21 protein-coding genes and 1 riboswitch are annotated in these 20,706 nt (G+C 66.4%); of the genes, 13 read left to right on the top strand and 8 right to left on the bottom strand.

What is annotated here, in order from left to right; translation table 11 throughout:
- The first annotated feature begins 19 nt into the window (after positions 1–19).
- From HK108_RS16285 to HK108_RS19150, 4 genes are read left to right on the top strand one after another with little or no spacing between them, the layout of a single operon-like run.
- On the top strand, positions 20–1,144 hold the full coding sequence (locus HK108_RS16285) for an asparaginase (protein ID WP_181272278.1): 1,125 nt from the start codon (positions 20–22) through the stop codon (positions 1,142–1,144).
- Positions 1,144–1,539 (top strand): sterol carrier family protein, encoded by a 396-nt coding sequence (locus tag HK108_RS16280; RefSeq protein ID WP_172175334.1) that lies wholly within the window; start codon positions 1,144–1,146, stop codon positions 1,537–1,539. Before HK108_RS16285 ends, HK108_RS16280 begins: the two co-directional genes overlap by 1 nt.
- A 2-nt stretch (positions 1,540–1,541) precedes the next feature.
- Positions 1,542–2,984, top strand: coding sequence for an aldehyde dehydrogenase family protein (locus tag HK108_RS16275; protein WP_181272277.1), 1,443 nt, complete (start codon positions 1,542–1,544; stop codon positions 2,982–2,984).
- Positions 2,985–3,009: 25 nt separating this feature from the next.
- Complete coding sequence (locus HK108_RS19150) at positions 3,010–3,903, top strand: EamA family transporter (RefSeq protein WP_181272276.1); 894 nt, start codon at positions 3,010–3,012, stop codon at positions 3,901–3,903.
- Positions 3,904–3,915: 12 nt separating this feature from the next.
- On the opposite strand, the gene HK108_RS16265 is transcribed toward HK108_RS19150, so the two are convergent.
- Positions 3,916–4,893: a universal stress protein gene (locus tag HK108_RS16265; protein WP_181272275.1), complete on the bottom strand. Its 978-nt coding sequence runs from the start codon at positions 4,891–4,893 to the stop codon at positions 3,916–3,918.
- Between the two features lie 188 nt (positions 4,894–5,081).
- Between HK108_RS16265 and HK108_RS16260 the strand changes: the two genes are divergently transcribed.
- From HK108_RS16260 to purM, 3 genes are read left to right on the top strand one after another with little or no spacing between them, the layout of a single operon-like run.
- Complete coding sequence (locus tag HK108_RS16260) at positions 5,082–5,567, top strand: hypothetical protein (protein WP_181272274.1); 486 nt, start codon at positions 5,082–5,084, stop codon at positions 5,565–5,567.
- Between the two features lie 44 nt (positions 5,568–5,611).
- Positions 5,612–7,093: an amidophosphoribosyltransferase gene (gene purF, locus HK108_RS16255; RefSeq protein WP_181272273.1), complete on the top strand. Its 1,482-nt coding sequence runs from the start codon at positions 5,612–5,614 to the stop codon at positions 7,091–7,093.
- A 1-nt stretch (position 7,094) separates the two neighbouring features.
- A complete protein-coding gene (gene purM, locus HK108_RS16250; RefSeq protein WP_181272272.1) occupies positions 7,095–8,192 on the top strand; it encodes a phosphoribosylformylglycinamidine cyclo-ligase in 1,098 nt (365 codons plus the stop codon).
- Between the two features lie 405 nt (positions 8,193–8,597).
- On the opposite strand, the gene HK108_RS16245 is transcribed toward purM, so the two are convergent.
- The gene (locus HK108_RS16245; RefSeq protein ID WP_139470410.1) at positions 8,598–8,807 is read right to left on the bottom strand and encodes a DUF3073 domain-containing protein; all 210 of its coding nucleotides are present in this window, start codon (positions 8,805–8,807) and stop codon (positions 8,598–8,600) included.
- A 127-nt stretch (positions 8,808–8,934) separates the two neighbouring features.
- Here HK108_RS16245 and HK108_RS16240 point away from each other — a divergent pair, with 127 nt between their 5' ends.
- The 3 genes from HK108_RS16240 to HK108_RS16230 all read left to right on the top strand — a co-directional run bounded on the left by HK108_RS16240 (position 8,935) and on the right by HK108_RS16230 (position 11,381).
- The gene (locus HK108_RS16240) at positions 8,935–9,750 is read left to right on the top strand and encodes a DUF8083 family protein (RefSeq protein WP_172175322.1); all 816 of its coding nucleotides are present in this window, start codon (positions 8,935–8,937) and stop codon (positions 9,748–9,750) included.
- 129 nt (positions 9,751–9,879) lie between these two features.
- On the top strand, positions 9,880–10,500 hold the full coding sequence (locus HK108_RS16235; protein WP_181272271.1) for a hypothetical protein: 621 nt from the start codon (positions 9,880–9,882) through the stop codon (positions 10,498–10,500).
- Positions 10,497–11,381 (top strand): HTTM domain-containing protein, encoded by an 885-nt coding sequence (locus HK108_RS16230; protein WP_181272270.1) that lies wholly within the window; start codon positions 10,497–10,499, stop codon positions 11,379–11,381. The genes HK108_RS16235 and HK108_RS16230 overlap by 4 nt, the downstream gene beginning before the upstream one ends.
- Here HK108_RS16230 and HK108_RS16225 read toward each other — a convergent pair.
- Positions 11,378–12,283 (bottom strand): LysR family transcriptional regulator, encoded by a 906-nt coding sequence (locus tag HK108_RS16225; protein WP_219922503.1) that lies wholly within the window; start codon positions 12,281–12,283, stop codon positions 11,378–11,380. The genes HK108_RS16230 and HK108_RS16225 overlap by 4 nt on opposite strands.
- 72 nt (positions 12,284–12,355) lie before the next feature.
- Between HK108_RS16225 and HK108_RS16220 the strand changes: the two genes are divergently transcribed.
- Together HK108_RS16220 and HK108_RS16215 are read left to right on the top strand one after the other, a co-directional pair.
- The gene (locus HK108_RS16220; protein ID WP_181272269.1) at positions 12,356–13,345 is read left to right on the top strand and encodes an EamA family transporter; all 990 of its coding nucleotides are present in this window, start codon (positions 12,356–12,358) and stop codon (positions 13,343–13,345) included.
- The gene (locus HK108_RS16215; RefSeq protein ID WP_181272268.1) at positions 13,342–14,538 is read left to right on the top strand and encodes a hypothetical protein; all 1,197 of its coding nucleotides are present in this window, start codon (positions 13,342–13,344) and stop codon (positions 14,536–14,538) included. The genes HK108_RS16220 and HK108_RS16215 overlap by 4 nt, the downstream gene beginning before the upstream one ends.
- Positions 14,539–14,595: 57 nt before the next feature.
- On the opposite strand, the gene HK108_RS16210 is transcribed toward HK108_RS16215, so the two are convergent.
- The 4 genes from HK108_RS16210 to HK108_RS16195 all read right to left on the bottom strand — a co-directional run bounded on the left by HK108_RS16210 (position 14,596) and on the right by HK108_RS16195 (position 18,690).
- Positions 14,596–16,077 (bottom strand): phytoene desaturase family protein, encoded by a 1,482-nt coding sequence (locus HK108_RS16210; RefSeq protein ID WP_181272267.1) that lies wholly within the window; start codon positions 16,075–16,077, stop codon positions 14,596–14,598.
- 54 nt (positions 16,078–16,131) lie between these two features.
- Positions 16,132–16,818: a TenA family protein gene (locus HK108_RS16205; RefSeq protein WP_181272266.1), complete on the bottom strand. Its 687-nt coding sequence runs from the start codon at positions 16,816–16,818 to the stop codon at positions 16,132–16,134.
- Positions 16,813–16,919, bottom strand: a riboswitch (TPP riboswitch). It overlaps the preceding gene by 6 nt.
- 56 nt (positions 16,920–16,975) lie before the next feature.
- Positions 16,976–17,650, bottom strand: a complete 675-nt coding sequence (locus HK108_RS16200) for a nucleoside/nucleotide kinase family protein (RefSeq protein ID WP_229664225.1) — start codon at positions 17,648–17,650, stop codon at positions 16,976–16,978.
- A gap of 14 nt (positions 17,651–17,664) precedes the next feature.
- Positions 17,665–18,690, bottom strand: a complete 1,026-nt coding sequence (locus HK108_RS16195; RefSeq protein WP_181272265.1) for an ATP-grasp domain-containing protein — start codon at positions 18,688–18,690, stop codon at positions 17,665–17,667.
- A 128-nt stretch (positions 18,691–18,818) separates the two neighbouring features.
- On the opposite strand from HK108_RS16195, the gene HK108_RS16190 reads away from it, so the two are divergent.
- Positions 18,819–19,181, top strand: coding sequence for a VOC family protein (locus tag HK108_RS16190; protein WP_139469148.1), 363 nt, complete (start codon positions 18,819–18,821; stop codon positions 19,179–19,181).
- A gap of 54 nt (positions 19,182–19,235) precedes the next feature.
- On the opposite strand, the gene HK108_RS16185 is transcribed toward HK108_RS16190, so the two are convergent.
- On the bottom strand, positions 19,236–20,618 hold the full coding sequence (locus HK108_RS16185; protein ID WP_229664224.1) for an MFS transporter: 1,383 nt from the start codon (positions 20,616–20,618) through the stop codon (positions 19,236–19,238).
- Positions 20,619–20,706 lie beyond the last annotated feature (88 nt).

Here is a 20,706-nt window from a genome sequence, read left to right as displayed (position 1 = left end):
GGGTCGTAGGCTTGAGTGCGTGACCTTCTCGACTTTCACCCCCGCGCAGGCTGGCGAGCTCGCAGTCGTCGAGCGCTCCGGCTTCATCGAATCCCGACACATCGGGTCCGCCGTCGTCCTCGACCCGGACGGATCACCGCTGATCAGTCTGGGCGCCCCCGATGCTGCAGTGTTCACACGCTCGAGTCTCAAACCGCTGCAGGCGATCGCGGCGATGAGCCTCGGGGCGCAGCTGACCGGACCCGCCGCGGCCCTGGCCGCCGCCTCGCACAAGTCCGAAGCCGGGCACGTCGAGGTGGTCGAATCGATGCTGGAGACAGCAGGGCTGAGCGTATCCGACCTGCAGTGCCCGTCCGCCCATCCCGCCGACGGAGCCTTCCGCCGCGAACTGCAGGAACGCGCACGGGCGCAGGGGGACGAAAACACCGACCCGCGCTCGCCCCTGTATTTCAACTGCTCCGGCAAGCACGCTGCGTTCCTCGCCGCCGCCCGCGCCATCGGAGCCGACACCTCCACCTATCTGTCCCCGGACCACCCCGTGCAGCAGAAGGTCGCCGAGGTGGTCGAGACCTTCGCCTCCGAGGAACCCTCCGCGGTCGGCATCGACGGCTGCGGGGCACCCGTGTTCGCGCTCAGCCTCACCGGTCTGGCCCGGGCCATCGGCCGTGTCATCCGGATGGGCAGCGCCGACGGCGCGGTTGAGGAGACGGCCGGACCATGGACTGCCTATGAGCGTGAGGCCCGCACCCTCACCGAGGCGGTCTTCGCCGACCCATGGACGATCGAGGGGCACGGCCGACCGAATTCGACCGTCATCGACCGACTCGGCGTCTTCGCCAAGGGCGGGGCCGAGGGCGTCATCGTCATGGCCACCCGGACCGGGTACGCCGTCGCCGTGAAATGCCTCGACGGAAGTTCCCGGGCCACGGGGTTCGTGGCGCTGACCCTGCTCCAGCGGGCGGGAGCGTTCGGCGCCGAGCCGGGAGCCGCCTCGGCGCCGGAGAACGACACGGTGGACGCCGTGATCGCAGCGATCACGGACCCGGTCACCGGGGGCACGGATTCCGAGGGGCGGACGAACGTTGTCGGACGCCTGGAGCTCGGGGAAGATATTGCCGATATCGGTGAGAGGAAGAGGGACTGATGGCGATTCGCAGAAGGATCGACCCCGATCAGGGACGCAGCGCACTCGAGCTGTGGCTGACGCAGGCGAGGCTCGACGCGGCCCCGGCCGACCGATCGACCACCGCCACCGCAGTGCGCTTCACCCTCGAGGAGCTCGCCTCCCGCGCCGAAGGCAACAGCGTCGAAGTCCGGGTCCCGCCGTTCGGCGTCACCCAGTGCATCGCCGGTCCCCGGCACACCCGCGGCACCCCGCCGAACGTCGTCGAGACCTCCGCCGAGGTGTGGCTGGGCCTGGTCACCGGACGCACCGACTTCCAGGCCGCGCTCGCCGCCGGGGACATCGACGCCTCGGGAACCCGAGCCGACCTCGGCGATTTCCTGCCCCTCTTCACTCCTGCAGAACTCGAGGCCTGAGCATGAGCGCACAGATCACGCAGACGACGTCGTTCATCGGCGGGCGGCATGTGCCGTCCCTGCTCACCTACGCCAATATCGATCCGGCCACCGGCGGTCAGCTCGGCGATATCGCCCGCGCCGGGGCCGATGAAGTCGATCGGGCGGTGCAGGCTGCGGCGAAGGCACAGCAGGAATGGAAGCGCTCGAGCCCCGAACAGCGCTCCCGCCTGCTCATCGCCACTGCGGCCGTCATCACCGCCAACCGCGACGATCTGGCCCGCATCGAATCCGAGGACACGGGCAAACCTCTCACCCAGGCCTGTGCCGACGTCGACGTGTGCGCCCGCTACTTCGAGTTCTACGGGCACACCATCGAGTCCTACTACGGTCACGCGATCCCGCTGGCCGAGGACATGCACGTCTACACGCGCCGAGAGCCCTTCGGCGTCACCGGGCACATCGTGGCCTGGAACTACCCGCTCCAGCTCATCGGCCGCGCCGCCGCCACCTCGCTGGCCACCGGCAACTGCGCCGTCGCCAAACCCGCGGACGAGACCCCGCGGTCGACCGTACGGCTGGCCGAACTCATCCACTCCGTCGGCTTCCCGGCCGGAGCCTTCAACGTCGTCACCGGCCTCGGCGCCGAGGCGGGAGCGGCACTGAGCGCCCACCCCGGAGTCGCACATCTGGGTTTCGTCGGATCGACACAGACCGGCTCGGCCATCGCCCACGCCGCTGCCGATCGGGTCGTGCCCACGGTCCTCGAACTCGGTGGGAAGTCCGCGAACATCGTCTTCTCCGACGCCGATATCGATGCGGCGATCCCGTCGCTGGTGCGCTCCATCATCCAGAACGCCGGGCAGACCTGCTCGGCCGGGTCCCGGCTCATCGTCCACCGTGACATCCACGCCGAGGTCGTCGAGAAGATGGCCGCCGCCATGGCGCAGGTGACCATCGGCTACGGTCTCGACGACCCGATGCTCGGACCCCTGATCTCGGCCAAGCAGCATGAGCGGGTGGACGGGTTCCTCTCCGAAGTCGATTCCGGGCAGATCGTCACCGGAGGCACTCGGCCCGACGGGCTGGCCGATGACCTTGCGGCCGGGGCGTTCATCACCCCGACCATCGTCGACTCCGTCGACCCGGAGTCCCGGATCGCCCAGGAGGAGGTCTTCGGTCCCGTCGTCGTGACCCTGCCGTTCGCCGACGACGATGAGGCCGTGGCGCTGGCCAACGGCACCGACTACGGTCTGGTCTCGGCCCTGTGGACGCAGAACATCTCCCGTGCCCACCGACTGGCCGCCGAGGTCGACGCCGGTCAGATCTTCGTGAACACCTACGGTGCCGGCGGGGGAGTCGAACTGCCCTTCGGCGGATTCAAGAAGTCCGGCTACGGACGCGAGAAGTCCATCGAAGCTCTCGACGAATACACGCAGACGAAGACCGTCGCCATCAAACTGTGACGGTGCCGAAGAGGGCGGTGCTGAGGTGACCTTCCCAGTCCTCGGGCTCGTCCTCATCGCCTCCGTCGCCCACGCCGTATGGAACCTCGCCGCGAAGTCCGTCACCGGCAAGGGCTTTGCCTTCGTGCTCGCCTACCACGGGCTCTCGGCGATCCTGCTCGCTCCGATAGCAATCGTCATCATCGCCTCCGGAACGCAGTCGCTGAACTGGGGTCTGGTCGGTGCGGCGGCGCTGAGCGCGGTCTTCCACATCGCTTACTCCGTGGCCCTGCAGTCCGGCTACGACCACGCCCCGCTCGGCGTCGTCTATCCGACGGCGCGCGGCACCGGGCCCGTGGTCACGATCATCATCGCCGTGGCCGTCCTCGGTGAGCGTCCCACCCTCGCCGAGGCGGCCGGAGCCTTCACCGTCATCGCCGGGATCGCTGTCGTCACGATCCGTCCCCGCGGCGGGGACGGCCCCACCAGCAGCCACGGATTGCGCCGCGGGCTCGCGTGGGGCGGGCTGATCGGAGCGTTCATCGCCTCATACACGCTGTGGGACGATTTCGCCGTCAACCATGTCAGCGACTCCCCGCTGCTCTACTTCGCCGTCTCCGAAGCCTGCGTCGGGCTGATCATGACCGCAGGAGCCTACGCGCTTCCCGGCGGGCGGGAGAAGCGCGCCGATTTCAGGGAGATCCTGACGAGCCACAAACGCGCGCTCGTGACCGTGGCGATCCTCTCACCCCTGGCGTATGTGCTCGTCCTCTATGCGATGCAGCAGGCACCGGTGGCGCTCGTGGCGCCCGTACGGGAGACCTCGATCGTCGTCGGCACCCTGCTGGCCTGGTGGTTCTTCGGAGAGAGGAACGTGGTGCTCAAACTCGCCGGTGCCCTCATCGTGGTCGTGGGTATCGGGCTCATCGCCCTCGGGTGAGAGGGACGCGGCTCAGCGGCGGCGCCCGGGCTGACGTCGGTTGACCCGCACCACGCGCACCGGGCATACGGCGTGCGAGAGCACACCCTGCGACGTCGACCCGAGGACGGTGGCGACGAACCCACCGCGGCCGCGGGAGCCGATGACCATGAGATCGGCGGTGTATGTGGCGGACACGAGCACCTCGGTGGCGGGAGCATCGAAGACCGAGTACCGTACCTCGAGATCCGGGAAGTCGCCCTTGAGGGAGTCGGCAGCGGCGGTGAAGGACGTCGCCGCTTCGTCGTACATCCGGATGAGGTGTTCCTCGCTGGGCATCCACTCGGGCGAGAGGATATGCGTGGCGGTGACTCCGACGAGGCGCAGCGGAACACCGTAGATCGCGGCCTGTGAGGCCGCGGCACGCAGCACCGGGGTGTCGGTCTCGAAGGGATCGACGGCGGCGACGACCTCCCCGGAGAAGTCGGGTCGGGTTCGTCGTTCCGCCTCGGCGGAGGGATCATCCGTCGTGCGGACGGGATCGTCGACGGGCAGGGGAGTCGTCGGCATGACTCGGGTCGGCCACGTGCTCGGGACGACGACGGTGGGGCACTGGGAGTGCGCGGGCATCGCCAGGGCCACGGATCCGAGGAGACGACCGGCGAACCCGCCGCGACCGCGGGCGCCGACGACGGCGAGGGCGGCGTTCTTCGAATGCTCGACCATGACCCCGGAGGCGTCACCGGGCGCGATCGTCGTCGATACGGGAACGCCGGCCTTGGTGACGGTGGCGGCGGCCGCCTCGGCGATGTCTTCGACGGTCTTCTTCACAGCGCTGTCGAAGTCGGCGGGGAAGACGATGTCGGCCTGGCTCATATTGACGCCGGGGACGGTGTAGGCGGAGACGATGCGGATCTCGGAGGAGGTCTTCTGTGCATGCGTGATCGCCCACTGCAGGGCGCATTCGGCGTTGTCGGAACCGTCGATGCCGACGATGATCGTATGGGACATATCGGAACCTCTGTCTTCAGTGACCGTCAATCTGGTTGAGTCCAGCATAGTTGTGTCCAGTTTATGGGAACTGGCATGAGACTGCCTGGGAGGAACCTCAGGCTGACTCGACTAGACTGTTCGCGACCTGTTGTTCCGGGGCGATCCCGGCGTTTCATCGGCCTCAAGGCCACGTGTCCAAGGAGATCATGAAGGACCAGATCGACGTCTCCGTCCGTCGCAGCCCCAAGTACTCGGTGTTCATGGGCATCGGCGCGGTGCTCGGCATCGTGCTTGCTGGAATCCTCGCGGTCTTCGTCGACCCGGCCGATATGCCGATGGGCTACACGGTGGCCAAGGGACTGGGCCTGCTGTTGCTCGTCCTCGGGATCGGCGGACTGTTCCTCGGTGGACTCGTCGCGCTCATCCTCGACTGGCTGGGACGGAAGAAGTCGAAGGAGTTCCGGGTCGGTGCGCAGATCGACATGGTCGACGACCCGAAGGAGATCGCGCGCCGTCGCATCGCCGAAGCCCGCGGGGAGGACCCGGATGCCGGCGCCGCCGAGGGTGGGACCGCCTCGGCGAGCCAGGATGCCGCACCTGCGGCAGAGGATGTTGTGCCCACTGCCGACGAGGCGGACGACGCGGACGAGGCGGGAACGGGTCGGGATACGGCCCCCGGTTCCACAGTCTGATCACCGGGTCAGAGCGCCGTTGCGGGTATGAGACAATTTCACTCGTGGCAAGAGGAGACGGGCAGCTGACGCACGAAATCGACCCCCAGGACCGCGGACCGCAGGACGAATGCGGTGTGTTCGGAGTCTGGGCCCCCGGCGAGGAAACCGCCAAACTCACATACTTCGGGCTCTACGCCCTGCAGCACCGCGGACAGGAGTCCGCGGGAATCGCTGCCAGCAACGGCAAGCAGATCCTCATCTACCGCGACATGGGCCTGGTCTCCCAGGTCTTCCATGAGCGCGATCTCGAGCTTCTGCAGGGCCATATCGCCGTCGGGCACACACGGTATTCGACGACCGGATCACCGTCGTTCGAGAACGCTCAGCCCACCCTGGGGCCGACTCCGTTCGGCACCGTGGCATTGGCGCACAACGGCAATCTGACGAACTTCGACGCCCTCGAGGCCATGGCCGATTCCCGTCGCGACCACGCGACGAAGGTCGTCGAGGAGGCCACGAAGAAGACGTCCCGCACCCGGCCCTTCCGTGATTCGTCGAACGACACCTCCCTGGTCACCGAGCTGTTCGCGACCGAAGAGGGTGAGAACCTCACCGAGGCGGCCCTGACCCTGCTGCCCCATGTCGAAGGTGCGTTCTCGCTGGTCTACATGGACGAGCACACCCTCTACGCCGCCCGGGACCGGCACGGGGTGAGGCCCCTGTCGCTGGGACGGCTGGAGAACGGCTGGGTCGTCGCCTCGGAGACCGCGGCGCTCGACATCGTCGGCGCGAAGTTCGTCCGCGACATCGAACCCGGAGAGCTCATCGCCATCGACGAGGACGGTCTGCGTTCGCACCGCTTCGCCGAACCGGACCAGGCCCGCTGCGTCTTCGAATACGTCTACCTCGCCCGTCCCGACAGCATGCTCGCCGGCAAGAACGTCCACGCCGCGCGCACCCAGATGGGCCGGCAGCTCGCCGAGGAATACCCGGTCGACGCCGACCTCGTCATCGCCACTCCCGAATCCGGAACCCCTGCGGCCGTCGGCTATGCCGAGGCCTCGGGCATCCCGTTCGGCCAGGGGCTGATGAAGAACGCCTATGTCGGACGCACGTTCATCCAGCCCTCACAGACCCTGCGGCAGCTGGGCATCCGCCTCAAGCTCAACCCGATCCGGGAGAACATCGAAGGCCGACGCCTCGTCGTCGTCGACGATTCGATCGTGCGCGGAAACACCCAGCGGGCGCTGGTGCGCATGCTGCGGGAAGCCGGAGCGGCAGAGGTCCATGTGCGCATCTCGTCCCCGCCGGTGAAGTGGCCGTGCTTCTACGGAATCGACTTCGCCACCCGTGCCGAGCTCATCGCCAACGGGCTGACGACGAACGAGATCTGCGAGAACCTCGGTGCGGACTCTCTGGGCTATATCTCTCTGGACGGCATGATCGCCGCCACCCAGCAGGAGCGCAGCCAGCTGTGCACCGCCTGCTTCTCGGGCGAATACCCGATTCCCGTCAACAACACCCCCGCCGACAAAGGATGCTGAGTTGAGTTCCGACGCGAACCCGAAGTCCACCACCTATGCCGCCGCAGGCGTCGACGTCGAGGCCGGAGACCGCGCCGTCGAACTCATGAAGGCCGCGGTCTCGGCCACTCACAACTCCTCGGTCGTCGGTGGGATGGGCGGATTCGCCGGACTCTTCGACGTCTCCGTGCTCAAGGACTTCGAGCGTCCGCTGCTTGCCTCGTCGACCGATGGAGTGGGTACGAAGGTCGCCATCGCTCAAGCCATGGATAAGCACGACACCATCGGCTATGACCTCGTCGGCATGGTCGTCGACGACATCATCGTCTGTGGTGCCCGGCCGCTGTTCATGACCGACTACATCGCCTGCGGCAAGGTCGTGGCCGAACGCATCGCCGATATCGTGCGCGGAATCGCCGACGCCTGTGCCTCGGCCGGTGTCGCACTGGTCGGTGGGGAGACCGCCGAACACCCGGGTCTGCTCGGGGTCGATGAGTACGATGTCGCCGGTGCCGCCACCGGAGTCGTCGAGGCTTCGAAGCTGCTCGGCCCGGAGAAGGTCCGTGCCGGGGACGTGCTCATCGGTCTGCCGTCCTCGGGCATCCACTCCAACGGATACTCGCTGGTCCGCCACATCATCGCCGAGGCGGGATGGGGTCTGGACAAGCATGTGTCGGAGTTCGGGCGCAGCCTCGGCGAGGAGCTGCTCGTTCCCACTCATGTCTACACCGGCGAGCTCGCCGCTCTCTTCGACGCACTGCCCGACGCGGTGCATTCGGTCTCGCACGTCACCGGCGGGGGACTCTCGGCCAATGTGGCCAGAGTTCTTCCGCAGGGGCTGGTCGCGACGATGTCGCGTGCCTCGTGGGAGATCCCGGAGGTGTTCTCCGTGCTCGGCGACCTCGGCGGAGTGCCGCAGGACGACCGCGAACGCACGTGGAACCTCGGCGTCGGCATGGTTCTCGTCGTCGACGCAGCGTCGGTCGATGGTGTGCTCAAGGCGAGCCCCGGAGCCTGGGTGCTCGGCGAGGTCGCCGCCGATGACGGTTCTCTGGCGACCGATCCCTACTATGTGCAGGGCGCCAAGGGCGTCGACGGCGGCGCCGCGATCCTGCAGTAATGGGTCGCGTGCCTCGCGCAGCCGGCTGGCCTGGTCGCGGGGCATCCCTCACCGTTAGTCTCGCCTTCTCGGCGCAGAGGCTTCGCGCACCGTTAGTCTCACACCCTCGTGTTCCTGCACGGGGGTGTGCTGCTTGCGGTGCGTAATGGCCGCGGGAGTGGAGGAACTGCACTCAACGGTGCGTGATGCTCCTCGGTCACAGCCGCCTCGGCGAGGGGATGGAACTCGAGTTCTCGGTCATTCGGCGCGGTTGCGCATGGCGAGTGCCGCCTCGGCGGGGGAATGCCCACGAGCGGATGGACCGGCGGGCCCACGACCGTCTGCGCGCACGACAGAGGGCGGGGACCGAAGTCCCCGCCCTCAGTGCGTGTCAGATCAGCCGTGTGCGGCTGGACTCATCCGAGATCAGTTCTCGTACTCGTCGTCATCGTCGACATTGTACTTGTCGGCGTAATCCGAGTAGTCGGGTTCATCGTCGTACGGATCGGACGGACCGGACTTGCTCGCGTCGGCGCCCAGCTCCTGCTGGAGTCTATTAAGGTCGGTATCCGGGCTGTAGTACTTCAGCTTCCGAGCTACCTTGATCTGCTTTGCCTTTGCGCGGCCGCGACCCACTGGCGTGACCCCCTCCGTCGTCAATGGGGCGAATGGCCCCGGACTAGATCTCTGCTATGCGCTTAAATCCTACCTGTTCATACTGGGAAGTTCCATTTTGTGAGTGGACCTTGGATAGGCTGAACCCATGGCCTACCGTCGCGATTATGTCGTCACCCTGCGGATCTTCGAACCCCTTGTGGTGCATTCCGAATTGCAAGACAGGCAGGTGGAGGACAACCGGTCACGCATCGAGGAGCAGATCTCCCACGACGCTGACAAGCGCTTGATCTCCCTGCCGCCTTCGCCCGTGGCTGATTCCTTTCGGCGCACTCCGATCTACCTCCCAGCGTCTCAGACCGCGGACGGGGTGGACCGTTTCTGTCCTGCTCAGGAAGACATTCGTGGATGGGAGGCGCTCGATTCGCTGGCCGAGCACACCTCGAAGGCGACCTTGGACATCGTCGCTCCGAAGTCCGCTCGCCGACGTGCCGCCAGCCGTCGTGCGGAGTGGCTGCAGGACGCCAAGGACACGCGGATCTTCACCCGCGTCTCTGCCTGGGACGTGCCCCCGTCGTGGTGGCTGTTCTTCTCTCTGACCGAGGATCAGATCATCACCGAGGAGACCGACGAGGGCCTCCGGGTGCTCATCCGTACGGATATCCTGGCCGCCTCGGCGCGCATGGAATGGGCCTCGGAGACGATCGCGGACACCTCGAAGGTCGTCGATATGGTCGAGCAGACCTCGGTTCTGGCCGAGTGGATCGACACCTTCGACATGAACTCGGTCCTCGAACTCGACCTCGGCGGGATGTCCGATGTGCTGTGGCCGAGCGAAGCCGCCGAACTCGTCGACTCGTGGGTCACGGCACTGAGCAACAACGATTCCGAGTCAGCGGTCGCCGCCTTCCAGAAATATGCGGCCGGCTGGGAACAGCTCAACCTCTACGCCCGCAGCTCCTGACCCCAATTACTACCTGACGGGGGCTGAGCAACCTGGCGCCAGGTTGCTCAGCCCCCGGCAGGTAGTAAGAAGGGCGGATAGGATTGTCTGCGAACGAGCCGCACCCGAGAGGACGAGTCCCGCAAGCGTATGGAAGAGAAGAAGCGCCGTCTCCTGACGAGCCAGGACCCCGCTGCTCAGGGGCCTGACCCCGCCGCATCGTCCGCCTCACGCACAGGCGAGCCCGGCTCGGATCAGTCCGCCTCCGATGAGTCCGCGACCGACGTTGCCACGTCCACCGGTACCCCGAACCCCGCGACCCGGGTGAAACCGCTGTCGAAGGTCTCCGTCGGCTGGCGCATCGTCGTTCCCGCCATCGCCTTCGTCATCCTCACCTGCGGACAGTTCCTCAACACGAACGACTTCTTCCCGCTCGGATCGCTCACCCAGTACGCCACCGCCAAAGACCTCAACGGAACCGTGAACTCCACGTGCATCGAAGCTCAGTTCCCCGGCGAGGACGAACCGCGCCGCCTCGGGTTCAATGCCGCGACCGTCGGCATCGAACGCGGTGACGTCGAATCCCAGCTCGACAGAGTCATCGCCCACCCCGAACTCCTGCAGTCGATGGCCGACTCGTACATCCGGCTGCACCCGGACGAACCGAAGCCCGAAACGATGATCCTCTGCCGCACCACCACACAGCTGAAGAACGGCCTGGCCGTCGGCGAACCCGAACAGACGACGCTGGCGAAGTGGGAGGTCCGATGAGCAGCATCCCGACCTTGAGATCCACCCCCACCGAGGCGGCCCCCACGAATCCGCTCCTCCGCTGGTTCATGCCCGAGGTCCCCCTCGCTCGGGTGGCCGTGTTCCGTGTCTTCATCTACCTGTTCATCATCATCGATGTGCTCACGATCTCCGGTGATGTCATCGCCCACGGCTGGACGCCCGAGTTCTACCAGCCGCTGTGGCTGGCCCGGTTCCTCCACATCCCTGCTGTCAGCGTCCTCGGTGCGCAGATCCTGCTCACCCTCATCATCGTCTTCTCGCTGCTCGCCGCCGCCGGAATCCTTCAGCGCCTCAGCGGCTGGGCGGTGGCGCTCAGCTTCGGCGCGTGGATGTTCTACACCCAGGGCTACGGTTACGTCGCCCACGATCATATGGCGCTCGTCATCGCCGCCTTCGTCCTGCCGACGATCGGAACGGCGCGCTTCCGGGACGTCGGCACCGCCTCGGCGCGGGCCGGCTGGGCGCTGCGGATGGTGCAGATCTCCGTCGTCCTCACCTACTTCTACTCGGTGGTGATGAAGTGGATCGCCTCGGGCAACATCACCCACTGGGCCAACGGTGCGGTCATCATTTGGGCGCTCATGCGCCGCGGCGCCGAATGGTCGAAACCGTTCCTCGAGATGCCCGGCCTCCTCATCGCCGCGCAATGGGCGACACTCGTCTTCGAGTTCCTTTCGCCGGTTGTGCTGTTCCTCAAGCGCGGGTGGCTGTACGGGGCCGTAGCCTTCTTCTTCCTCTTCCACCTCATGACCTACCTGGCGCTGGGCATCCACTTCCTGCCGACCGTCATCTGCTGGGCGGCGTTCCTGCCCCTGGAGAAGCTCGTGCCCAAGCGCTTCACCAGCACGGGCACCGCCTAATCCGCGGCGTCGTCGACCCGGCTGAGCGCGCTGATCACAGCGCGCACCGCGACACGTTCGGCCGTGTCCGGACGCATCACGGCTACGATCCAGCGTGTCGTCGTCACCCCCGTCAGTGGCACCAGTGACAGTCCCGCATCGCGCGGCGTCGTGAACCGGGGGAGGAGCGCGACCTGGTCCGAGGAGGCGACGATCGCTTCGATGAGCCGGTTGTCCCGGATGCGTTGGACGACGTCGAGGTCGCGACCGGTGAGATGCTCGATCGAGGTGAGGATCGTGTCGAAGGGGTATCCGCGGGGCACTCCCACCCAGCGACAATCGACGACATCGTCCGGGGTCAGCTCGGCGCGATCGGCAAGCCGATGGCCGATGGCGAGGGCCACGTCGATCGGTTCGCGGGCGAGCGGGACGACGGTGAGTCCGTCGGTACCCAGGGGGCGTTCGGCGACGAGGCTGTGTGCGACGACGATATCGACATCTCGGGTCAGCCCCGCGAATTCGTGCTCGGCGAGGTCGACATCGTCCATGCGCAGATCGATGTGCGGGTGGTCCTCCCGCAGCCTGCGCAGCGCATCGGGGAGGAGGTGGGTGAGCGCGCTCGGCAGCCCGGCCAGGGCGATCTCTCCGGCAGCTTCGCCGAGGTGGCCCTCCCATCGGGCCTGCACCCGGGCAAGCGTGCGGGCCACGTCCCGACCACCGTCGGCGAGCAGTCGTCCCGCGGCTGTGAGCGTGAGTCCGCGACCGGCGGGTTCGACGAGAGCGTGGCCGATCTCGCTCCCGGCCTGCCTCAGCTGCTGAGAGACGGCCGACGGGGAGCGATGGGTGACATCGGCGACGGCGGTGACGCTGCCGTATTCGTCGAACAGGCGCAGCAGCTCAAGATGCTTCGGATCGATGACCATGAAGCCATGCTACAGAGTCGATGAAGCACTCTGCGATTGTGCTTCATTGTTCTCGAAGTTGAGAATGGGGCCATGTCATTCAAGCACTGCCTTCTCGCCGCCTCGGTGGCGGTCATGTGGGGACTGAATTTCCTCGCCATCGATCTCTCCCTGGCCCAGTTCCCACCCTTCTTCCTCGTGGCTCTGCGCTTCGCCCTGCTCGCGGTTCCCGCGCTGCTCTTCGTACCGAAGCCCGACGTCAAAGCGCGGTGGATCATCGGCTACGGACTCGGCTTCGGACTGCTGCAGTTCCTCTTCCTCTACTGGGCGATGGCCGCCGGCATGCCCGCGGGCCTCGCGTCCCTCGTCCTCCAAGCCTCGGGCCCCTTCACGGTGCTGCTGGGCATGACATTCCTGCGCGAGAGGGTCCGCGGCTCGCAGATGGCCTTCCTCCTCATCGCGATGGCAGGGCTCGCCGTCGTCGGCTGGCAGCGCTTCGACTCGAACGCGAGCTTCCTGCCCTTCCTCCTCACCCTCGCCGGCGCCTTCGGCTGGGCGATCGGCAATATCTGCAACCGGCAGGCTCACACCACTGAGCCGATCAAGCTGACGATGTGGATGTCGCTCGTCCCGCCCGTGCCGATGCTCGCCCTCTCCCTTGCGGTCGAAGGACCCGACCGGGTCGGGGCGTCGTTTTCGGGACTGACCACCCCAACCGGACTTCTTGCCATCGCTGGGCTGATCTATACAGTGGTCATCGCGACGATCCTCGGTTCGGGCGTGTGGTCGTGGCTGATGTCGCGCAACCCCGCCGGAGTCGTCGCCCCCTTCTCGATGCTCGTGCCCGTCGTCGGAATGAGCGCGGCGTTCGTCTTCCTCGGCGAGCGGGTCACCGTCGGCGAGCTGTGCGGGGCCGTCCTCGTCATCATCGGGGTCCTCGGCGCGGGTTTGAAGGCCGCGAAAGGGGCGCGGATTCTCGCCGCCGCTGAGGCGGTCGTGCCGGTGAGCGCGCCAACGGAGGATTCGACGCGGGCGATTCCATCAGGGCCAGTTGACAGGTGTTCGCGTAGTCTGAGGTCATGACCGCCGATGATGCGCCTCCGACCCTTCATGACGACCGCCTGTCCGCCGAGGATCTGCTCGCGTCCCCGCGGGGACGCTCGCTCGTGTTCGGGCTGGCCCTCGAGCAGGTCGAGAGTTTTCCGTGGACTGGCGATGAAGAAGCCCCAGGCGCGGAGGCGGTGGTGCGCAATCTGAGGTGCCTGTGCCCGATTGCGCCGACTTGGAGTGCAGTTAAGGAAGCCATGTCCGACGTAGTCGACGCTGCAGTGTATTGGCAGCCTCCTGATGATGACGATTGGGGGACCGCGGAAATCGGCGAGGTGCGCGAGGCTCTGCGTCCCTTCGCCGAGATGCTCGTTTCCACGGGCTTACTAGATGCCTGGTCGAAGCCACTCGATCCCGATGATCAGTGGGCGCTGGGCTGGGACGACAAAGAACTCAATGAAGTCAATGGACGCCACACAGGACTGCCCGCGGTCTTCGACCTCGAGACAGGCCCGACGGATGAGCGCATAGAAATCACTCTGACCGATCTATACCCGCCTCTTGACGAAGACGGAACGAGGCTCCCCTGGGGATTGGACGAGTGGCTTGCAGATGTCCTCACCACGGGAACCCGTTACCGTCACGATTTCGCCAAGAACCCGTATATGGAGCTCAGCGGCGAATGGTGGTCGACTCCGCCAGACGGGCTCTGGTCGTCGACGGGGACCTGGCCGGACGGAACCCTGATCGGCGTCGAACTCGTCGAGGACGATTTCGGTCTCGAGCGTGCCCGAGCCTGCCGTCTGCGACTGCGCCCGGACGCTCGCATCGCCGAGATCCGGACACCCGAGGATTGGGCCGATCTGTGCCGCCGCTACCCGCTCGACGTCACCGCCCAGCGCCGCTATGTCTGGTCCGAGACCACCGGGCGCAAGGGCCGCTGGGTCATCCCCGACTGGTCACGGGTGGCCGAGGAATTCGACGGTGTCCACGTCGGTCTGGCCGGCTATCTGCGCACGGCCGGTGCGGTCATCGACGTGGCGGAGGGCCGCCTCGGCGAGGAATCGGAGACCATCCCCACGGCAGGTAACACGGACGATCGGACCGCGAGTCTCGTGGCGGGCTGGCACCCGGATACTACGTACTGGCTGAACAACGTCATCGAGGCCGTCACCGAGGTGGCCGAATGGCACTATGACAGCGACGCTGATCGGTGGGTGCGGGGCTGAGCCGGCCGCGCGTCCCTGTGGAGACGCGCTCAGACGGTCGGGGCCGGCAGGGAGGGATCAGTCGCCCGGGGCCAGGCTCGGGGCCTCCGTGATCCCGAACCGGGACTTGAGAGCCCGGCGGGCGGCGAACCAGCCGTTCATCCCGTGCACGCCCGGTGCCGGCGGGGTCGCTGCCGAGCACAGGTAGGCACCGGGCACGCCGAGGCTGTAGTTGTCCCAGCTGGTGCGCGGGCGGGCCATCATCCGGTAGAAGGAGACGATGCCGGTGGCGATGTCCCCGCCGATGTAGTTCTGGTTGTGGCCGGCCATCTCGGAGGCGGGGATCGCGTTGTGCGCGACGATGCGGTCGCGGAAGCCGGGAGCGAAGCGTTCGAGCTGGCGGGTGATGTACTCGGTCGGGTCGAGCGGGCAGTCGAAGGGCACGTGCGCATACGTCCACAGCGGTCGCAGGCCGTTCACCTCGCGGGATGGGTCGAAGACGGTCGGATCCGAGACGAGGCACACGGGATCGGCGGGCATGCGACCGGACATCACCTGTGCCTCGGCGGCGGCCATCTGCGCCCGGGATCCGCCGATGTGGATAGTGCCGGCACGGCCGACCTCGGGGTCGGACCAGGGGACCGGGCCGTCGAGGACGAAGTCGACCTTGGCAGCGGCGTTGCCGTGTTTGAAGCTGCGCAGGGCTTTGTCGACGTGGCTCGGGATGAGGCCGGAGAAGATCTGCGCGGCGTTCAGCGCCGAGGTGTCGAGCAGGTAGGCGCGGGCAGCGGGCATGTCCGATACATGGTCGATGCGCGCATCCGTGTGCACGGTTCCGCCGTGGGCTTCGAGGTCGGCGACGAGGTAGTCGATGATCGACTGCGATCCGCCGATGGGGGAGGGCCAGCCGCCCGCGTGGGCGACGGTCGAGAGCATCGTGGCCGTGGCCGCGGTGCCCATCGCCGGCAGCCCGCCGATTGCGTGCGCGGCGACACCGGTGAACAGGGCCTGGGAGGATTCATGGGAGAGCGGAATGTTCCACGCGGGACTGGCCTGGGACAGGAGCCGCAGGCCGAACTTCACGACGTTCGCGATGCCGGGAAGGTCGCGCAGGGTCTCCGGCACAGAACGTTTGTCACCGAGGGAGAGCCAGATCGCGTCATCGACCCGGTCGAGCAGCGGAGCGAAGAAACGCCGCCATTCCGGTCCTGCCGCGCCGAGGTGGTCGACCGTCTTTTCGAGATCGTGGAAGGCCAGCGCGGCGGGTTTGCCGTCGAGGGGCTGGGCGTAGGAGATCTCGGGGGTGGTGAACTCGAGGCCGCGGGCACGCAGGTCGAAGTCGACGAAGAAGGGGCTGGCGATGGCCAGTGGGTGGACGGCCGAGCAGATGTCATGAGTGACGCCGGGGGCCAGACCGAGGTCGAGGGTGCGGGCGCCGCCGCCGATCGTCGGCTGAGCCTCGTAGACTTCGACGCTCAGCCCGGCACGGGCCATGGTGACGGCGGCGGCCATGCCGTTCGGGCCGGATCCGATGACGACTGCATCAACACCTGTGCTCATGTGACCAGTCTAGGTCAGTGAGATGGACGGCTGCGGTGTGCGTTCCCTGGCGGCTCAGTTGTCGTACACGTTGTCGAAGAAAGCGCATTCGAGATCGACGGCGTGCCGCCACACGCGGGTCAAGGAGTCGGCGGCTTCGGCGTCGCCGGAGGGGAAGACGCGTTCGAGTTCGTCGACGAGGAACTGCACCCACCCGTGAAAGGCCTCGCCTCGGTGGAGATCGATCCAGCCTCGGTGAATATGTCGCGGCGGCATGTCCTTCCGGGACTCGGCCCAGTCGAGATAGAGCCATTCGGCGACGACGAGGACGACGAGCAGCTGCGGATACGACGCCGAAGCGACTGACGAGTCCATGAGATCGCGGAACCCAACCGTCGGGGCGGTCAGCTCCGGGTGGAGATAATCGGCTGTATCGACTCCCAATTCGGCGAAGGAGTCGACGAAATAGGTGTCCTCATCGGCGACGAGCATTCCCAGCTGCCGGGCGAACCGCAGCTTCGCCTCGAGTTCATCGGCGTGGGCCACGCACGCGCCGAGCATCGACAGAAACGACTCGAAGAACTGATAGTCCTGCACAAGATAGTCGCGCATCACTGCGTCGTCGATGCTGCCGACGAACAGTTCCCGGACGAACCGGTGATCGACCGCTCCCGCCCACTGCCGGCTGGTCGAACTCACCAGTGCTGATACAGCTCCGTCGGCGTCCACGGTGATCGATGTGTCGAAATCTGTGGTGGTCATTGCTTGTCCACTCCCTCCGCCGGTGCTCACCGGATCAGGTTCAAAGGGTCTGCATGCGCACTCTCAGCGCCGGTCCTTTCGGCGCTCCCCTGTAGCACTTCGACACTATCATCGGGATAAGGTGTGCTGTCAGAGCGAACGGGCCAGGGCCGGCAGATCAGGGCCGGTCGGGCCCGGACCGGCGGATCAGGGTCGGCCGTTCCAGATCGCGATTGTCGAGCACCCATGTGGCGTTTTCCCACGGAGCAGCCTCGGCGAAGTAGAGTCGCTGACCACCGACGTAGCGGCGATTCGACTCATCCTCGGGATCGGCATCGAAGGCTCCGGCAAACCGCTCGTTTCCTCGCGGGACCGAGACCTCGAAGGGAACATCGACCCACACGCTCGCATCCCAGAGGTCCACAAGCTCGGGACGGTGGAGGAAGATTCCGTCGATGAGGAGGACGCAGTCGTTCGGCAGATTCCGAGGTTCGGGCGCAATCGGCCGATCCTTGTCGACGTCCCACACGGCTGGAACGACCGTGCCGCCTCGTCGAAATGGTTCGACGACGGAATCGACGAAAGCTCCGTAGTCATAGGAACGGCGATAGAAGGTGTCTGGCCCCTTGCCTTGGGCGTAGCGGATCGCCCGAGGGTGGTGGAACCCGTCGATGCTGATGGCGGTGACCCGGCGGTCGGAACCATGTCCAGGAACGTCCGCAGCGGTCTTGGCCAAATTCACGAGCTCGTGAGCGAGCATCGTCTTCCCCGCACCGTCGACCCCATCGAGGGCAATGAGCGCACGACGCCCTGGCCGGACTGCTCGCAGTTCCGCCAGTAGTTCAGTGAGCACGCGGGCGCGGGACCTCACCGGGCTGCGGACCCGGCGGGGGATACCGACTGTGGGGCCGCCTCGGCGAGGGTGTCGGCGATGAAATCGGCGATACGGTCCGCGGCAGGCTGACGACCTGCCGACTGTTCGGCGGACTCGACGGACGGGTTGTAGTTCGTGTTCGTGTTGATGTCGTAGACGACCTGACGGCCGTCGGCGGTCTCGATGAACTCGACGCCGGCGATCTCGATGCCGAGGTCGGCCAACAACGTCTCGAGCCGAGCGATGAGCGGTGTTCCGGCCGTGATCTCCTCACGGCGGGCGAACTGTGGGACCGCCTCGACGTCGGGATCGGCCCCGGCACTCGGAATCGTGCAGGCATCGGCCGGGCACAGCTCGAACGACCCACCTGAGACGTCGACGCGCACCGCATAGTGGAAGCGTCCGCCGATGAATTCGGCACGGGTGATGAACGGCTGGGCAGGCTGCACATACTCCTGGATGAGGGTGATGCCGTCGATCGGCGCATTCGCTCCACCGGGCGCGAACTCATCGGCGACCGCCTCGAGCTCGGCGTGGGAGTCGAAGCGACGCACACCGAGGCCCTTGCCGCCCTGATTGTGTTTCGTGATGAATGGGGGAGTGAAGCCGGCCGCGGCCCCGACGAGCGCCCGCGGTCCGAACGCGGCCGCGGTGCGCGGCACATCGAACCCTCGGCCGGCCAGCTCGCGATGCTGACGGACCTTGCTCACCTCGAGCTCGTAGACATCGCGACCGTTGACGACCCGGCGCCCAGCGGCCGCGAGCCAGTCGAGGACCGCACGCCCGTACTCCTTCACATGCGGATCGGTCCGGGTGTGCGCCGACGCAGACAGTCGCGACCAGAACACCCCCTGTGGGGGCTCGGCGGCGAGATCGATCGATGCGTCGGGAAGGAGCCATTCGACATGGGCGACGCCGAGGCGGTCGAGCGCATCCGTGAACGGAGCGATCCATTCCGGATTGTCATGGATGACATAGACCGACGGACCGTCGCCGACGGGCAGGGCATGAGAACTCATCGCGAACCTTCATCGTGTGGAGCCGGTGCGGCCGAGAGTACGCGGAAACATCGGCGGATCTGCTCAACAATCCTACGCCCTGGTGTCCAGCCCTTCGCTGTGTCAGTGCGGCGGCGTAGACTCGGGGCATGGCTATCGCAAAGCAGCCCGTTGTCGTGCTCGACGCCCCTGACGCCGGTGAACTCGCAGAGTTCTACGGCAAACTCCTGGACTGGTCGGTCACCGTCGAAGAAGACGGCACCTGGGCAGAAGTCGTCTCCAACTCCTGGCCGCCGATCTGCATCCAGCAGGTCGAGGACTACCACGCACCCAGCTGGCCCGGGCAGGCCCACCCGCAGCAGATGCACCTCGACGTCATGGTCGATGATCTCGACGTCGCCGAGGAAGCCGTGCTCGAGATCGGCGCAGGCAAGGCCCCAGAGCAGCCGGGAGAGACGTTCCGAGTGTTCCTCGACCCGGCTGGCCACCCGTTCTGCCTGTGCAAGGGATGACCGGCCCCGCCCAGAGCTGATCCGGAGAGACCATCGGCGCTGACACGCGCCGGCTCAGACCAGGTCGGCCTCCTCGTTGAGCTCCTGGGCGAGGTCCTTCGCCTCTTCCTTCGACGCCGCCGACGGAGTCGAACCCCACAGCGGACGACGATTGCTCTCAGGCACGAAGTGGATCGTGACGAGCCCGATGACTCCAGCGGCCATGAGGTAGATCGCCGGCCACATGAGGAATCCGGTGGCGTTGATGAGCGAGGTCATGACGAACGACGTCGTGCCGCCGAACAGCGAGATCGAGACGTTGAACGCGATCGCCAGTGCACCGGCGCGGACCATCGTCGGGAACAGCGACGGCAGAGTCGAGGGCATCGTAGCGCTGAAGCAGATGAGGCTGAGCCCCATGATGAGCAGGCCGAGGAAGACCACGAAGTCGTTGTGCCCGCGGATGAGCCACAGTGACGGGAACGAGAGCACGATGAGCGAGAGCGCTCCCGCGCGCACAACGGCCTTGCGGCCCAGCCTGTCCGAGAGCTTGCCGATGACCGGGATCAGCGCCAGACAGCAGGCCATGACGATGATCTGCAGGACCTGCGAGGTCAGTTCTGAGACTCCGCCGCTGCCCTGGAGGTCTTCGACCATCGGGAAGTACACGGGAATGAAGGAGGTGAGCATGTAGTTCGTCACGTTCCAGGCCAGCACCAGACCACAGCAGGCCAGCAGGTTCGGCCACAGCTTGAAGATCTTCTTGAACTCGCCCTTAGCGTGGTTCTTCTGCTCCTCCTGTTCGGAGAGCTTCTCCATCTCCTTGTAGGCAGGAGTATCCGCGAGCTTCGTGCGCAGGTAGACGCCGATGAAGCCGAGAGGCAGAGCGACGAAGAACGGGATCCTCCAGCCCCACGACTCGAGGAACTCGGGAGTCGAAACAGCCTGCATGATCGTGGCGACGAGTGCACCGAGGACGTAGCCGGTGAACGTTCCGACCTCGAGCAGGCTGCCGAGGAAGCCGCGGCGCCGGTCGGGTGCGTATTCGGCGATGAAGGTCATCGCATTCGAGTACTCGCCGCCGGTGGAGAAGCCCTGGAGCAGACGGCAGGCCAGCAACAGGAACGGTGCCCAGAGGCCGACGGTCGCATAGTCGGGGATGACACCGATGAGGAAGGTGCCGGCGGCCATCATGATCATCGTCATCGCCAGCACCTTGTTGCGCCCGATCTTGTCGGCCAAAGGGCCGAACACCAGACCGCCGAGCGGACGGACAAGGAAGGCGACGGCGAAGAGTCCGGCGACGATGACGGTCCCGATCGGTCCTGAGTCCTCCGGCAGGAAGATTCCCTCAATCACGACGGCGAGGTAGCCGTAGACACCGAAGTCGTACCATTCGGTGATGTTGCCGATGGCCGCGGCGCCGATGGCCCGCTTCGTGACGTCGGGCTTGGTCACTGTGATCTCTTCCGGCCGCCACCGCCGGCGGACATTATCCGGTCCGAACATGTCCCTCCCTCCGATTGCCGGTGAGAGGCTTGCGGGA

It is taken from the genome of Brevibacterium sediminis, from assembly GCF_013623905.1.
In the GTDB taxonomy this organism is placed as follows: domain Bacteria; phylum Actinomycetota; class Actinomycetes; order Actinomycetales; family Brevibacteriaceae; genus Brevibacterium; species Brevibacterium sediminis.
Note: the sequence above shows the minus strand (reverse complement) of the source record. Positions and strands in the feature narration are given on the sequence as shown.